This is a genomic window from Mucilaginibacter sp. cycad4, from assembly GCF_034263275.1.
Classification (GTDB): Bacteria; Bacteroidota; Bacteroidia; order Sphingobacteriales; family Sphingobacteriaceae; genus Mucilaginibacter.
On sequence record NZ_CP139559.1, the window covers coordinates 6,046,182 to 6,061,306 of the forward strand.

Here is a 15,125-nt window from a genome sequence, read left to right on the forward strand (position 1 = left end):
CAACAGCCCTGCTCTCGAGAGGGGGCGCGGAGGAACGAGTGGTGGCAGGGGTGTGTTTCTGCTACAAGCTTGTCAAAGCAGAAACACACCCCTCCGCCCCTCTCAAGAGGGGAATCGCGCACTCCCCAGCTTTTTACTCCTTAAATTGACAGTATGATCCCCAAGGAGGGAATTAGAACATTTTAAACAATTAATCTATCTTCATCAAAAAAATCAACGCAATCAGCGAAATCAAAAATAATCAACGGTCATATATGAAGAAACTTTTTACCCTAAGCATTCTTTTATTAACCCTTAGTACCGCGTTTGCAGGGTCACCTAAAAACCAGTATGTGCGGATCCATACGGCATATGGGGATTGTATCCTTCGCCTGTATAATGAAACGCCTTTGCACCGCGATAACTTTATCAAGCTTACCAAAAAAGGATTTTATAATGGTACGCTGTTTCACCGGGTGATCCAGAATTTTATGATCCAGGGGGGAGATCCGGATTCAAAAGACCCGGTAAAAGCCACGCCCGGCGCCGAGTTGGGCAATGGCGAAGTGGGTTACACCATCCCGGCCGAATTTCGCGACAGCCTGTTTCATAAACGTGGGGTTCTTGCTGCCGCGCGGGATGATAACCCTAAAAAAGAATCGAGTGGCTGCCAGTTTTATATTGTGGAAGGCAAACGTTTTACCGACGGCAAACTGGATACATTGGAAAATACCCGCCTTAAAGGCCGCAAAATTCCGGCATGGCAGCGCGAATGGTATAAATCGGTAGGAGGCTCACCGCACCTTGATCAAAACTATACCGTTTTCGGCGAAGTTGTTTCAGGTATCGATATGGTAGATCGTATTGCTGCCGTTAAAAAAGGTGCTAATGACCGCCCTGTCACAGATGTGCCCATGACCGTTGAATTGCTGAGCAAAAAAGAATGCAAGCAGTTGGATAAGATATTGTTCCCGGATAAAAAATAAAACTGATTGTCATTTCGACCGAAGGAGAAATCTCCTCCACCTTGCAAATTGGACGGTACAGGGTTTATAAGATCGTTCTCCCTATGGTCGAAATGACAATTTTTAGTTTTTAATTTACTTCTTCGCAGCCCAGGCATCCATTTTAGCCTCAAAAACCGCCATTGGCATTGCGCCGTCTTTTAACACCTGATCATGAAATTCGGCGATATTGAATTTGCTGCCTAATTGTTTTTCATATTTGATGCGCAATTCGCGGATTTTGAGTGCGCCTATTTTATAGCTCAGCGCCTGGCCCGGGATAGCCATATAGCGTTCAATTTCGGCAGTTGCGCCTTGCTCGCTGATGGCTTCGTTATCCATCATATATTTAATAGCCTGTTCGCGGGTCATGCCTTTGGTGTGGATGGCTACGTCGACAACTAAACGGATAGCGCGGTGGATTTCATCACCTAACGCGCCCATGTACTGGTACGGATCGGTGTATAAGCCAAGCTCTTTACCTAATGATTCGCAATACAGTGCCCAGCCTTCCACATAAGCTGTTTCCCCGCCGTCAAAGCGGCGGAATTTTGGCAATGAAGCGTTTTCCTGGGTTAGAGAGATCTGGTAATGATGCCCTGGAATTGCCTCATGCAAAAACAACGACTCCATGCCCGATGTGGTATTGAACTTAGTAGCATCCAGTATCGGCACATAAAAAATCCCCGGGCGGGTACCATCTGCCGACCCCTGGTTATACTCTGCACTGGCTGATGCCGCACGGAAAGCTTCAGTCTGCCTGATTTCGAACGGGGTTTTAGGCACATGGTTAAACATTTTTTTCAGGTTTGGCTCCATGCGTTTGTGGATATTTTCAAAAGCATCAAGCACATCCTTCGGCGTTTTGTAAGGCGTAAACTTAGGGTCGGTTTTCATGTATTCGAAGAACGCCTTCAGGTCGCCCTTAAAGCCTACACTGGTTTTGATGCTGTCCATTAATCCGCGGATGCGGGCAACTTCTTTCAGGCCCAACTGATAAATCTCTTCCGGAGTTTTATCGGTAGTGGTTTGCTGTTTAACCAGGTAGGTGTACTTAGCAGTACCATCTGGCAAGAATGAAAAGCCAGAAGTAGCACGTGCGTGCGGCAGGTACTGGTTTTTTAGGTAATCGGCCAGTTTTTGGTAGGTTGGGTTAACTATGGTAGCGATAGCTTTTTTATAGGCTTCGGTCAGTTGTTTTTTATCCGTATCCGAAAAATCTTTGGGCATATTGGTAACCGGACCGTAGAACAAGCTTTTTTCTACGTCCTTTGATACCAAATCCTGCATTTCGGGGATCATTTTAACAACCAATGATTTTGGCAGTACAACGCCGGCTTTAATCCCTTTGTTAAAATTAGAGATTGCAGTATCTGCCCAAACCTGGAAAGCTGATAAGCGTTTCAACCAGTCGTTATAATCAACCACCGTTTTAAAAGGCTGTGCGCCCGAACCCGAACCCAGCTGCCCCATGGTAATTGGCAGGGCATAAAACTGGTTGAAAGGCATAAACTCAAAATGGTACTTAAAATTATCAAGCGCCAGTTGCACTTCATAGGTGAAAATATCGTATGATAGCTGGTCATCAGCATTTAACTCTGCCCTTTCAAAGTTTTTCACTTTTGACAGATAGACTGAGTTATAATCATGCGCTTTTTTCAAAAACTCAGCCGAGCCGTCGTTAGGTAACAGGTCGTTATAGCGCCTGTCGCCAATGTAGGTAGCGTTTAGCGGATAAAGCTTCAAGCCATCTTGAAAATAATCTTCAAAAACTTTGGCAAGGTCTTTATTGGCCGGAATTCCGCTGGCGGTGTCTGTTGATTTAGGTTGATTACAGGCCGCAAACGAACCTGCTATGAATAGTGCGAGTAATATTTTTTTCATGAGGAGTCAATTTAAAAAGATAAAGCTACTGAAAGGAAAATATAATTAATAATGGTATCTGCATTGCAGAATAAATATCGAGTCTATCTCAACCCTGTAAATTAAATCTGTGTTCGAGATTTATTCGGCGCGACCACCAGCCCGTTAAAGTATGTTTTAAAGGTTCCGGCTTTCCACTTCCTTCATATGGAGTCCGTTCTATTTCTTTGATGAGGAAGTTAATCTTCTTTAAAACGGACTTATCTGTGGTTTGCCAATAGAGATAATCCTCCCATGCAGGATTTTGGAAAGTTATCTTCACTCTTCAAGTAGTTTTCTTTCTTTGCCCAAACCCTTTTCATATTCTTCAATACCCAGAAGTAATCTTTCTGCATTTTTGGGGCTTTTCAAAAGATAGAAGGTTTCCTCCATGCTTTCATAATCAGCTTTCGATATTACAACAATATCTTCAGCATTGGCGCTCGTCACGATCAAAGGCTTATGATCATTTCGCACTTTATCTAAAAAAGATTTTAGCTGCTGTTTGAAGGCAGTGTAAGTTGTAATCTCCATCGTGATTGCTTTTTATAAAGGTATAAAACCAAAACTTACAACCCCATTTCCTTTTTCAAAAACTTACCTGTAAAGCTATTCTTCACTTTGCACAAACCTTCGGGTGTGCCGGAGAACAGGATATTACCGCCGCCCGAGCCGCCTTCGGGGCCAAGGTCAATTACATGGTCGGCCACTTTAATAACATCAAGGTTGTGTTCAATTACCAAAACGGTGTTGCCTTTATCAACCAATTGGTTAAGTACACCTAATAGTACGTTGATATCTTCAAAGTGCAAACCGGTGGTAGGCTCATCCAGGATATAAAAAGTATTGCCAGTATCTTTTTTGGATAGCTCGGTAGCGAGCTTAACACGCTGTGCTTCGCCGCCGGATAGCGTGGTTGAGGCCTGCCCTAAGGTGATATAGCCCAAACCTACATCGTTTAGTGTTTTTACTTTACGGTAAATAGATGGGATATGTTCAAAAAATGGGGTTGCATCTTCAATGCTCATATCCAGCACATCGCTGATGGATTTGCCGCGGTAACGTACTTCAAGCGTTTCGCGGTTGTATCGCCTGCCACCGCATTCTTCGCATGGCACCTGCACATCGGGTAAAAAGTTCATTTCAATTACTTTCATGCCGGCTCCCTGGCAGGTTTCGCAGCGGCCGCCCTTTACGTTAAACGAGAAACGACCCGGTTTATAGCCCCTGATCCTCGATTCCGGTAACGCCACGAACAGGTTGCGGATATCCGAAAATACCCCGGTATAAGTAGCCGGGTTTGAACGCGGCGTACGACCGATTGGTGTTTGATCTATCTCAATTACTTTATCAATATGCTCCAGTCCCTCAATTTTTTCATAAGGCAACGGCTGTTTCTTCGCCCTGAAAAAATGATGGTTAAGTATTGGATACAAAGTTTCGGTGATCAGGCTCGATTTACCGCTGCCCGATACACCGGTTATGCCGATCAGTTTACCCAAAGGGAAATCAACCGATACTTTTTTAAGGTTATGGCCGGTAGCCTTTTTCAGGCTCAGGGTTTTACCATTGCCCTCGCGGCGTTTTTTGGGCACTGCTATCTCACGTTCGCCATTGATATATGAGGTAGTGAGCGTATGTTTTTCCATTAGCTGGGCCGGAGTGCCTTCGGCAACTACCTGCCCGCCATGTACACCCGCGGCCGGGCCCATGTCAATTACATGGTCGGCTTCCAGTATCATGTCTTTATCGTGCTCAACAACCAGTACGGTGTTACCCAAATCGCGAAGGTTTTTAAGCGCGTTGATCAGGCGCTCGTTATCACGCTGGTGCAGGCCGATACTTGGCTCATCCAAAATGTACATCACATTCATCAGCTGCGAACCAATTTGTGTGGCCAGCCTGATCCGTTGTGCTTCACCGCCCGAAAGGGTTTTGGCTGTACGGTCGAGCGTTAAATAGCTTAAGCCAACATCTAATAAAAATACAATACGTGCACGGATCTCTTTCAGGATCTCTTTGGCGATGACGTTCTGGCGTTCGTTAAGACGGTCTTCCAGGCCATCGAACCACTCCTGCAGGTGGTTGATATCCATACAGGCCAGCTCAAAGATATTTTTACCATCTACCTTAAAATGCAGCGACTCTTTTTTGAGCCTTGCACCTTCGCAAACCGGACAGGTACGGAGCACGCGATAGTTCTCCATATCGTCCATGCCTTCGTCATTGCGACGTTCCTGCTGCTCTTCCAGCATGCGGATGATGCCTTCAAACGTAATCTGGTAGCTTTGAACGTTCCATTTGTTATATTCAACAGCAACGCTCAAGGTCTCCGGTGCGCCGTTCAGGATCATATCCAGCTGATCGCGGTTAAGTTTTTCGATAGGGGTAGATAACGAGAACTCATATTTTTTAGCCAGCGATTTCAATACCTGGAAAATCCATGTTTCGCGGTACTCGCCAATAGGGGCTAAGCCGCCGTTCATGATGCTCAGTTTCGGGTTAGGGATCACCGAAGCTTCATCAACCTCAAAAATATAACCCAGTCCGTTACATTTTTCACAAGCACCATAAGGCGAGTTGAACGAAAAAGTATTTGGCTGAGGCTCGTCATACGAGATACCCGAAACCGGGTCCATCAGGTATTTACTATAATAGGATACATTATTGTCCTTATCGGCAATACGGATAATTCCTTTGGCAATTTTCAAAGCCTGCTGAACGGAGGTGTATAAACGTTTGCTGTCCTTTTCACTCACTACCAAACGGTCAACCACAATATCAATATCGTGGATCTTGTAACGGTCAACCTGCATTTTGGGCTCAACATCGGCAATGGCACCATCAACCCAAACTTTTAAAAAGCCTTGTTTTCGGATCGACTCGAACAATTCGCGGTAATGGCCTTTACGTGCCTTTACCACCGGTGCCAGGATATTAACCGGCTGCCCGTCAAATTTCTCGCTGATGGTTTTCAGGATCTGGTCTTCGCTCATGCGCTCCATCTTTTCGCCGGTGGTATAAGAATAGGCATCGCCGGCGCGGGCGAAGAGCAAACGCATAAAATCGTAGATCTCGGTAATAGTACCTACAGTGGAGCGCGGGTTTTTGCTGGTAGTTTTTTGCTCAATGGCAATAACCGGGCTCAGGCCCGATACCTTATCCACATCCGGCCTTTCCATACCGCCCATAAACTGGCGCGAGTAGGCCGAAAATGTTTCCATATAACGGCGCTGGCCTTCGGCGTAAATGGTATCAAATGCCAGCGATGATTTGCCGCTCCCGCTTAAGCCGGTAATTACCACCAGTTGGTTACGCGGAAACGAAACATCTATATTTTTCAGGTTATGCACCCGGGCACCATAAACTTCAACTTCACTTTGCTCGCCCAGGTCAACAAGAGGTTTTGTACTCATACTTTATTAATATGGATTTATTGACATTGTTTGAAGCTAATTATTATAGTTGCCAGATTTTTACAAAACGCTGCTTTCCTAAAATTTTTGGCTTAAACCATCAACAGTTTGCTACAAATATAAGCAAAAAAGGCCGATCATCCACTGTGGATAACCGGCCTCAAAGTGCTCCGTAATGTAATCTTTTAATTAATTTACAGTATGATTACCTGCTATTAATTAATTGCTAACAACTGTGATGCAGGCGGGATATAAAAATAATTATCATACCCATGCTGCTTTGGCTGTTCGATAATAGCTTTCATAGCAATAAGCTTGTAAACATATGAACCGGTTTCGCGGTTCAGCTTCATGCGAAAGTAGTTATCTTCATTTTGCTTATTAATGGCACGCGCTAATTTGATTGAGCCATTGTTGTAAGCTGCAGCCGCCAGTGTCCAGCTGTTAAATTCATCGTATAGTTCTTTGATATACTTGCAAGCCGCAATAGTTGATTTGCGAAGGTTTTTCCGCTCGTCAACGCCATGGCCTACTCTAAGTCCGTAGGTACGTGCTGTACCCGGCATAAATTGCCAAAAGCCCGACGCGCCCTTTGGTGATGTGCCCGATTTAAGGCCCGACTCAACCAGGGGGATGTACTTAAAATCTTCAGGAATACCGTAAAACTTTAAAATGGGCTCGATGATCGGAAACCATAGCTCGGCTTTCCGGTGCAATACATTGCTCTGCACACTTTTAAAGTCGTGCTGCCTGAGCGATTTGTTGAGTTTACGCGTAACCCTTGCGTCATTAACTGGTAAAGCCTCATTGGCAAAGTTGTAAGCAACTGCCTTTGAGCTTTTGAGAAAAATAAAATCTGAGGTTCGGGTGCTTAAAGTTGCCGCTTTTGCAGCCTTTTCGATGATCGTTGTACCGAAAATATTAAGCTCTGAAATGAGAACCAGCACCAGTGTTACGGAGCACGTAAGTAAGTGTTTTTTAATCATTTCTTTTCCTATCATTTAACTATACATTTGGTAGAATGTGCTGCAAAGGTAGGTTATACAGATCACATAATCAAATACTTACCATTTTGCTAACTTTTTTAGAGTTGGTTTTTGGTTCAAAAACGGCGTTTAAAACCGTTTAAACGGCGATTTTGCAAGACGATATTTTTTTGATCTTTTTAGATAAAAATTGGCAAAAAAGCGTAACTTTGACCCTCACGCTGCGAAAGCGCTAAACAAAAAATTATGGTATTTAAGAGACCAGCAGGTAGTCGCGACGACAAACCCGGAAAGTCGTCATCAAGGAGTTCAAAATCCGACGACCGACCAAAAAAATCAGCATCAACCCCAAAAGGTAAAGCTACTCCAAACGGAGAGAAAAAAATACTTTCCAGGCCGGAAAAAACATTCCAAAGCAACAGGTTCAGTGAAGATAAGCCCAAAAGCAATTTTAGGGGCGGGGAATCATCTGGCGATAAAAGATCAGGCGCTAAGCCAAGGCCTTACTCAGGCAGGCCTGCAAGCGACGGCGACGACAGGCCAAAAAGAAACTTCGGCGGTGATAACACAGGCGAAAGGAAATCATTTAGTGGCGGCCCGCGTAAACCTTACAGCGGCAGGCCAACAACCGGTGACAACGAAAGGCCTAAAAGAAGTTTCGGCGGCGAATCACAGGGTGAAAAGAAACCTTACTCATCTCCACGTACCCGTTCATCAGCCAGCTTTGAGGGCAAACCTAAACGAAGCTTTGGCGGCGATACAAGCGGCGAGCGTAAATTTGCACCACGATCTACCGAAGGCGGCTTCAAAAAACGCGAAGGCGGTTTTAAAGAAAAATCGCCATTTGGCGAAAGACCGGCACACAGGCCGCATGACAGGGAAAACCAACAGGATGCCCCTAAAACCATGCGCGGCCGTAAAAATGCCCCTGCTAAAAAATCAGAAGACGACGGACTGATCCGCCTGAACCGTTACATATCAAACGCGGGCATCTGCTCACGCCGTAAGGCCGATGAGCTGATTACTGCAGGCGTGGTATCTGTAAACGGCGAAGTGGTGACCGAATTAGGCACCAAAGTTGATCCGTTTAAGGATACCATTAAATACAACGGCGAAACGCTGAAACGCGAGAAAATGGTTTATGTATTATTAAATAAACCAAAGGATTATATCACTACAACCGATGATCCGCAGGAGCGCCGTACCGTTATGCACCTGGTTGAAAAAGCTACCCGTGAGCGTATTTATCCTGTTGGCCGTCTTGACCGTAACACTACCGGTTTGTTATTAATGACAAACGATGGTGATTTGGCCGATAAGCTTTCGCACCCGCGTAACAGCATCACTAAATTATACCAGGTTGAATTAAGTAAAAGCTTAACCCAGGGCGACCTGAATAAGTTAACTTTCGGCCTTGAGCTGGAAGATGGGATTATTAAGCCCGATTCGGTATCATACGTTACCGGCGGCTCAAAACGTGAGATCGGCATCCAGATCCACAGCGGTAAAAACCGCATTGTGCGCCGTATGTTTGAGCACCTGGGTTACGAAGTGGTAAAACTGGACAGGGTGGTTTATGCCAACCTTACCAAAAAAGACCTTCCGCGTGGCCGCTGGCGTTACCTTGAGGAAAAAGAGGTGATCCAGTTAAAACACCTAATGAAATAATAAAATGCCCCGTTAAACAGCGGGGCATTTTTTTTGTCTATTTTGTTATCTTGCACAGCAATAACCCATTTAAATCAACCATGAAGAAATTTCTTTTGATCATAGCTATGCTTTCACCGGCGCTAACATTCGCACAAAATAAAAAAACAGGGCCTAAAACTTTCGACCTGGTGGTTGGTACTTATACCACCGGCAAAAGTAAAGGCATTGTGGTATACCGCTTTTATGCCGAAACCGGCAAACTGGCCTATCTCAGTGAGATTGATGGTGTAAACAATCCGTCGTATTTAACATTAAGCGCTAATAATAAATTTATTTATGCAGTTAATGAACTGCCCAAAGGTGAGGTGAGCGCATTTTCGTTCGAGCCAAAAACGGGCAAAATGACTTTTATTAACAAGCAATCAACCCTGGGTGCCGATCCGTGCCACATATCGGTTGATAAAGCGCAAAAAAACCTGATTATCGCCAACTACTCAAGCGGCAACGTTGCGGTAATGCCTTTAAATAAAGATGGTTCGATAGCTAACGGAATCCAAACAGTGCACGATGATGGTCATAGTATAAACAAAGAGCGGCAGGAATCGGCCCATGCACACATGGCAGTTCTTACGCCCGATGAAAAATATGTATTGTATAATGACCTCGGCACCGATAAAATAAATGTTTACCGTTACCGTCCTTCAAAAGAGCCCCGCATTGTACCCGCAACACCGGCTTTTGTAAGTGTTACCGCCGGAGAAGGCCCGAGGCACCTGGAGTTTTCTGCTGATAAAAAAACTGTTTACGTAGTCACCGAAATGGGATCGAACGTTGTAGCGTTTGATTACAATAATGGCAAGTTAAAACAAAAACAATCCATTACCATGTTGCCGGATGGCTTTACCGGCCAAACCGCAGGTGCCGCCATCCACCTATCGCCCGACGGCCGTTTTCTGTATGCTTCAAATCGTTTGGAAACCAACGAGATCAATATTTATGCTGTTAACCAGGAAACAGGTTTGCTTACTTTTGTAGCCCGCCAGTCGACATATGGCAAAAACCCACGCGATTTTGCTATCGACCCAACGGGTAACTTCCTGATAGTAGCTAACCAGAACAGCGATAACATGTGGGTATTCAAAATAGACCAAAACACCGGCAAGCTTGCCCAAACAGGCATCAGAGTTGATATCGGCAACCCGGTATGCTTAAAATTTGCACCAGCCGAGTAAGGAGGTGAAAGGATAAAGGTAAAAGGCGAAAGGTTTGGCCTCGCGCTGAAAATGAAAAAGGCGAAGTTTGAGATATTCCAAACTTCGCCTTTTTCATTTTATCAGATAGAAGGGCTCCTTTAACCTTTTACCTTTAACCTCAATTAAGGGTTTTTAGTGAACGAATAAACAATGTATCCTGTACTATTGCCTACAGTAACGGGTGATTTCAGGGTCATGGTTGATCCATCGTTGCTGGCAATATCTAAACGATATCCTTCTGATACGTTTTTGGCTTTATCCCCTTCATAAAGTTTTTTGAACTGGAATTGGGTACCCGTTGTACCACCGTTATAAACCGACCAGAAAATGGTTTGCGATGTTCCGTTGGTTAAAGTGTAGATGCCGTTACCGCTGTTGGTGAGCTTCCATGTGCTGCCAACAAAGGCTTCGGGAGGGGCCTGATCAAATACGCTCTGTACTGCATTTTGTACAAGGCCGTCATAACTTACATTATTGCAGGTCCAGGTACCAACAAATTTACCGCGCGATACATTAGACGTAGTTGTGTTTTTGGTTGACGAGCAGGCCGAAATGACCAAAACAAGTGAAAGGATTGCGATTGAGGTCTGAATTAACTTTTTCATGACAGTATATTTTTATGCATAAATAGCATAAATCCTGCCAAAGTGTGTAATTATAAATTCACCGCTTGCTGCCGGGTGCGTTTTTCTAATTCATTTAACCTTTTATTGATTGATTCGGCAATTTGGTCGGCCTCCCGAACTTTTTTAAGGCTATTAATAAACTTAGGGTTAGCATCCCTTTCCGATAAAATTTTACCGATCTGCTTAATAATGTTCATAGGGTATTCCTTATAGCTCTATTTTACGGGGGATATCCCGGCAAGGTTTCGTTTATATCACTAATATCGAATAAATTCAGTTTAACGTTTTACCAAACAGAAAAAGAAACCTGCACAACGGGCAAAAACGCTATAGTAAAGTGCTAAGTTTAAATTGAGACTGATTGCCCCAAAGTGATCATTCACCGGCTTCATTTAAAAATGCGATCAACTGTTCCATTGCTTTTGCCCGGTGACTGATGGCATTTTTTTCCTCCATACTCATCTCGGCAAAGGTAATGTCGTATCCTTCGGGCTCAAAAATGGGGTCGTAACCAAAACCCCCGCTCCCGCTTAACCCTTGCCGGATGGTACCTTCAACAGTGCCTTCAAAAAAACGCTCTTCGCCATTCCAGATCAATGAAATTACAGTACGGAAACGGGCTTTGCGATTTGTTTCGCCTTTTAAATTATCAAGCACTTTACTGATGTTGGCAGCGTGATTACCATGGGCACCCGCATACCTGGCCGAGTAAACACCCGGTTCCCCGTTCAGGGCATCTATTTCAAGCCCGCTGTCATCGCCAAAGCAGTTAAGCTTATATTCGGCATATACATGGTGACTTTTGATAGATGCATTGGCTTTAAAAGTTGTGCCTGTTTCTTCAATATCGCCGTAACAACCAATGTCGTTCAGGGTTAGTAACTGGATAGCCCCATTGAGCTTGGCCGAAACCTCATCAAGCTTATGGCGGTTATTGGTAGCAAAAACTAATTGCTGCATATTGTTTTAATGGCGTGTTTTATTTATAATGTTTTAACCAACTCCCAAAAGGTTTTTTTATAATCCACATTATCCATCATTTCATCAAATGAATAACTGTACAGCACAGTGATGCCGTTTGAGGTTACCGGTTTATTAGGCTTAAGCACCTTTATATCCTGCGGCAGGGCGTCCCCGCCTAAAACAAGTACTTTGGTTGGCTTAAAAAATGTTTTCAACTGGCTGAATTTGGTTTCATTGTAGTTTGCCAGGTTGAATATAGCCACATCCTCGTGGCTAAGTTCTTTACGCTTAAGGATGTTTTCAAGGGCGGTTAAATGTTCGGCTATTATAAACTCAGTAGTTTTATAGCATGTTAGTACCAAAAAGTTCTTTAAGTTTTTACCCAGATACTTAAAATCATCAACCGGCGTTTTTATTACAGCCTGAGGTTCAGGAGTTAAAGACGGAATAATTGTTAGTGATACTGGTTTTGTATTTTCAATTGTGGGGGATAGTGGTACTGCTGCTGCAGGTTCGGATTCAGTAATTTTATCATATAACAGTTTATCTGCGTTGAGCAGGTAAAGTTCATCCTCTAATACAAAACGAAATGCGGCCGGGTTCTCAACTTTCACTTTAACAAATTTTAACCAAAAGTAGTTAAACGGTTTCAAGCTTTATAGGCATATTAGCACAATTATAGCCGGTTGGTTTTACAGAAAATATTTGTTCGGTTATAATTAATAAATTTTACCGAAATTCGTAGTTTTTAACGGGTTAACTATCCCGTTTTATTTAGCATAACAGCGTTACATGAGAAAGTTAGGAGTATTAGTACTAAGTTTTATTTTAACAATAACATTTGCAAAGGCACAGGTAGCACAAGATACAGCAGCAAAAAAACTGGTTAAAGCCGATTCGGTTATTGCCCCCACACCCGGCAAAACGCTTGATAAAATTGCAGCAGTAGTTGGTAGCAGCCCGATACTGTTATCTGATATTGAACTGTCATACGCTAATTTCCTGGTACAGGGAAACCAACCTGACCCTTCTGTTAAAGCCCGTATTTTACAAACTTTGTTAACCCAAAAACTGCTTGCCCAACAGGCGGCTATTGATAGTATCGAAGTAAAGGAAGAAGATGTTGACGCCAATGTTGACCGCCGTATGCGCGAGATGACGCAGCGCGCGGGCGGGCAGGAAAAACTGGAAGCATTTTTAGGCCGTTCGGTTATTCAATATAAAGATGAGATCAGGCCCGACCTGAAGGAGCAGATGGTAGCTCAAAAAATGCAGCAGCACATTACCGAAAAACTGAATGTTACCCCGCAGGATGTTAAAAAATATTACGACGGTATTGCTAAAGACAGCCTGCCTTCGTTTAACAAAGAGGTTGAAGTAGGGGAGATTGTTTTTCAGCCGAAATTGAACAAAGAAGAAAAGGATCTTTATAAGGCAAAAGCCGAAGAACTGAGGCAGCGCGTTAAAAAGGGCGAAGATTTTGGTACACTGGCCAGGCTTTATTCGCAGGATCCGGGTTCGGCGCCTGAAGGGGGCGACCTTGGATTTGCCGACCGTACCACTTTTGTGAAGGAATTTACAGCTAACGCGTTTAAGTTAAAAGCAGGTGAGATTTCCCCTGTATTTGAAACGGATTTTGGTTTCCACTTTTTGCAGGTGATTGAACGCCGCGGCGAACAGGTGCACGTAAGGCACATCCTGATTACACCGGTTGTTACCCAGGCCAGCCTGGATAGGGCAAAAGCAAAAGCCGATAGTATTTACACCTTACTTGTAAAAGATAAAAATGTAGGCGTTGATTTTTCAAGTGCCGCAGCCTTTTACTCAGATGACAAGGACACCAAATACAATGGTGGTATGATGCTTAATGCCGAGGATGTACAAAACCGTTCAACATTTATCCCAACCGATAAGCTTGACCCTAAAGTGGCGCTTATTACCGATACTATGAAAATCGGCAGCGTTTCAAAACCCGATTTGTTTACTGGTGCCGACGGTAAAAAAAGCTACAAAATATTGATGCTAAAATCGGCCACAAATGCCCATAAAGCTAATTTAGAGCAGGATTTCCCTAAGCTTAAGGAATATGCCTATAATGACAAGGTTAACAGGACTGTATCTCAATGGTTTGAAAAACGCCGCAAGGAAACCTTCATTAAAATTGATAAAGAATATCAGGCATATGATGTGTTGAAGAAATGGGTAAATACCAACCCGTCGCTCGTGATACCCGAAACCAAAACCAAATCATCATCTAAATAATTTATGCAACACAGCTCTGATGTAGAAGCCGCAAACGCTTTAAAACAGGCCTACCAGCAAATTCGTGCCGAAATAGGTAAAGTAATAGTAGGTCAGGATGAAGTGATAAAATTTGTGCTGATCTCTATTTTCAGTAACGGGCATTGTTTATTGGTTGGTGTGCCCGGGCTTGCAAAAACCTTGTTGGTACAAACGGTATCACAGGTGCTTGACCTTGATTTTAAAAGGATCCAGTTTACGCCCGACCTGATGCCTTCAGATATCATAGGCTCCGAAATATTAGGTGAAGACCGCAACTTTAAATTTATCCACGGCCCTGTTTTTTCAAACATTATCCTGGCCGATGAAATAAACCGTACGCCGCCAAAAACGCAGGCGGCCCTGCTTGAGGCCATGCAGGAAAAAGCAGTTACCGCAGCCGGCGTAACGCACAAGCTTGCACAGCCCTTTTTTGTATTGGCTACCCAAAACCCTATTGAGCAGGAAGGTACTTATCCACTGCCCGAAGCACAGCTGGACAGGTTTATGTTTAACGTGGCCCTTAGCTATCCTTCATTTAAAGAAGAACTGCAGGTTGTTAAGAACACTACCAGCACTAATAAAACCGAGGTTGACAAAATATTAAACGCCCAGCAGATCATTTATTTTCAGCAACTGGTGCGCAATATCCCGGTTACCGATAATGTAATGGAATACGCAGTAAAGCTGGTATCAAAAACCCGGCCTAACAGCGAGTTTGCTACACCACAAATTAACCGTTTGCTAAGCTGGGGCGCCGGGCCAAGGGCATCGCAGTTTTTAGTATTAGGTGCTAAATGCCATGCCGTGCTTAACGGAAAATACTCACCCGATATTGAAGATGTGCAGGCTGTAGCCAAACCTATTTTAAGCCACCGTATAGTGCGCAGCTATCATGCCGAAGCCGAAGGATTATCAGCTGCGGATATTATTGAGCAGTTGTTTTGATTTAGAGAGATTAGAGGTTGTTGTGAGAGATTAGAGGTTGGAGATCAGAGGTTAGGTTAGAAATAGTTGAAGATTCGTTTTCTCATAGTCAATAAAGTAAAAGGCCTTATAATTTAGC

At 43.8% G+C, this 15,125-nt stretch carries 14 protein-coding genes; 5 read left to right on the forward strand and 9 right to left on the reverse strand.

Annotation, left to right across the window (positions count from 1 at the left end):
• Positions 1-254 precede the first annotated feature (254 nt).
• Positions 255-965 carry a peptidylprolyl isomerase gene (locus tag SNE26_RS24890; RefSeq protein WP_321556561.1) on the forward strand — a complete coding sequence of 237 codons (711 nt, stop codon included), beginning with the start codon at positions 255-257 and terminating at the stop codon, positions 963-965.
• A 114-nt stretch (positions 966-1,079) separates the two neighbouring features.
• On the opposite strand, the gene SNE26_RS24895 is transcribed toward SNE26_RS24890, so the two are convergent.
• From SNE26_RS24895 to SNE26_RS24915, 5 genes are all read right to left on the reverse strand, one after another.
• Entirely contained in the window at positions 1,080-2,867 is a 1,788-nt protein-coding gene (locus SNE26_RS24895) for a DUF885 domain-containing protein (protein ID WP_321556562.1), read from the reverse strand.
• 88 nt (positions 2,868-2,955) lie between these two features.
• Positions 2,956-3,168, reverse strand: coding sequence for a Txe/YoeB family addiction module toxin (locus tag SNE26_RS24900; RefSeq protein ID WP_321556563.1), 213 nt, complete (start codon positions 3,166-3,168; stop codon positions 2,956-2,958).
• Positions 3,165-3,419: a type II toxin-antitoxin system prevent-host-death family antitoxin gene (locus SNE26_RS24905; protein ID WP_321556564.1), complete on the reverse strand. Its 255-nt coding sequence runs from the start codon at positions 3,417-3,419 to the stop codon at positions 3,165-3,167. Before SNE26_RS24905 ends, SNE26_RS24900 begins: the two co-directional genes overlap by 4 nt.
• Before the next feature lie 35 nt (positions 3,420-3,454).
• A complete protein-coding gene (gene uvrA / locus SNE26_RS24910) occupies positions 3,455-6,301 on the reverse strand; it encodes an excinuclease ABC subunit UvrA (protein ID WP_090532550.1) in 2,847 nt (948 codons plus the stop codon).
• A gap of 215 nt (positions 6,302-6,516) precedes the next feature.
• Complete coding sequence (locus SNE26_RS24915; protein ID WP_321556565.1) at positions 6,517-7,302, reverse strand: lytic transglycosylase domain-containing protein; 786 nt, start codon at positions 7,300-7,302, stop codon at positions 6,517-6,519.
• 231 nt (positions 7,303-7,533) lie between these two features.
• Here SNE26_RS24915 and SNE26_RS24920 point away from each other — a divergent pair, with 231 nt between their 5' ends.
• Both SNE26_RS24920 and SNE26_RS24925 read left to right on the forward strand, forming a co-directional pair.
• The gene (locus SNE26_RS24920; RefSeq protein WP_321556566.1) at positions 7,534-8,955 is read left to right on the forward strand and encodes a pseudouridine synthase; all 1,422 of its coding nucleotides are present in this window, start codon (positions 7,534-7,536) and stop codon (positions 8,953-8,955) included.
• An 80-nt stretch (positions 8,956-9,035) separates the two neighbouring features.
• Positions 9,036-10,169, forward strand: coding sequence for a lactonase family protein (locus SNE26_RS24925; RefSeq protein WP_321556567.1), 1,134 nt, complete (start codon positions 9,036-9,038; stop codon positions 10,167-10,169).
• A 143-nt stretch (positions 10,170-10,312) separates the two neighbouring features.
• Here the strand turns inward: SNE26_RS24925 and SNE26_RS24930 are convergent, their stop codons facing one another.
• The 4 genes from SNE26_RS24930 to SNE26_RS24945 form a co-directional block, all read right to left on the reverse strand.
• Positions 10,313-10,795, reverse strand: a complete 483-nt coding sequence (locus tag SNE26_RS24930; protein WP_321556568.1) for a hypothetical protein — start codon at positions 10,793-10,795, stop codon at positions 10,313-10,315.
• 50 nt (positions 10,796-10,845) lie between these two features.
• A complete protein-coding gene (locus SNE26_RS24935) occupies positions 10,846-11,013 on the reverse strand; it encodes a hypothetical protein (protein ID WP_321556569.1) in 168 nt (55 codons plus the stop codon).
• 178 nt (positions 11,014-11,191) lie between these two features.
• The gene (locus SNE26_RS24940) at positions 11,192-11,776 is read right to left on the reverse strand and encodes a non-canonical purine NTP diphosphatase (protein ID WP_321556570.1); all 585 of its coding nucleotides are present in this window, start codon (positions 11,774-11,776) and stop codon (positions 11,192-11,194) included.
• Between the two features lie 23 nt (positions 11,777-11,799).
• Positions 11,800-12,393 (reverse strand): hypothetical protein, encoded by a 594-nt coding sequence (locus SNE26_RS24945; RefSeq protein WP_321556571.1) that lies wholly within the window; start codon positions 12,391-12,393, stop codon positions 11,800-11,802.
• A 178-nt stretch (positions 12,394-12,571) separates the two neighbouring features.
• Between SNE26_RS24945 and SNE26_RS24950 the strand changes: the two genes are divergently transcribed.
• On the forward strand, positions 12,572-14,041 hold the full coding sequence (locus SNE26_RS24950) for a peptidylprolyl isomerase (RefSeq protein WP_321556572.1): 1,470 nt from the start codon (positions 12,572-12,574) through the stop codon (positions 14,039-14,041).
• Positions 14,042-14,044: 3 nt separating this feature from the next.
• Complete coding sequence (locus SNE26_RS24955) at positions 14,045-15,007, forward strand: MoxR family ATPase (RefSeq protein WP_321556573.1); 963 nt, start codon at positions 14,045-14,047, stop codon at positions 15,005-15,007.
• Positions 15,008-15,125: the final 118 nt, after the last annotated feature.

Bases quoted from the DNA above. Each gene is read 5' to 3' on its own strand.
- SNE26_RS24890 (WP_321556561.1), top strand. From the start codon at position 255: ATGAAGAAACTTTTTACCCTAAGCATTCTTTTATTAACCCTTAGTACC.
- SNE26_RS24895 (WP_321556562.1), bottom strand. From the start codon at position 2,867: ATGAAAAAAATATTACTCGCACTATTCATAGCAGGTTCGTTTGCGGCC.
- SNE26_RS24905 (WP_321556564.1), bottom strand. From the start codon at position 3,419: ATGGAGATTACAACTTACACTGCCTTCAAACAGCAGCTAAAATCTTTT.
- uvrA (WP_090532550.1), bottom strand. From the start codon at position 6,301: ATGAGTACAAAACCTCTTGTTGACCTGGGCGAGCAAAGTGAAGTTGAA.
- SNE26_RS24915 (WP_321556565.1), bottom strand. From the start codon at position 7,302: ATGATAGGAAAAGAAATGATTAAAAAACACTTACTTACGTGCTCCGTA.
- SNE26_RS24920 (WP_321556566.1), top strand. From the start codon at position 7,534: ATGGTATTTAAGAGACCAGCAGGTAGTCGCGACGACAAACCCGGAAAG.
- SNE26_RS24925 (WP_321556567.1), top strand. From the start codon at position 9,036: ATGAAGAAATTTCTTTTGATCATAGCTATGCTTTCACCGGCGCTAACA.
- SNE26_RS24930 (WP_321556568.1), bottom strand. From the start codon at position 10,795: ATGAAAAAGTTAATTCAGACCTCAATCGCAATCCTTTCACTTGTTTTG.
- SNE26_RS24935 (WP_321556569.1), bottom strand. From the start codon at position 11,013: ATGAACATTATTAAGCAGATCGGTAAAATTTTATCGGAAAGGGATGCT.
- SNE26_RS24940 (WP_321556570.1), bottom strand. From the start codon at position 11,776: ATGCAGCAATTAGTTTTTGCTACCAATAACCGCCATAAGCTTGATGAG.
- SNE26_RS24950 (WP_321556572.1), top strand. From the start codon at position 12,572: ATGAGAAAGTTAGGAGTATTAGTACTAAGTTTTATTTTAACAATAACA.
- SNE26_RS24955 (WP_321556573.1), top strand. From the start codon at position 14,045: ATGCAACACAGCTCTGATGTAGAAGCCGCAAACGCTTTAAAACAGGCC.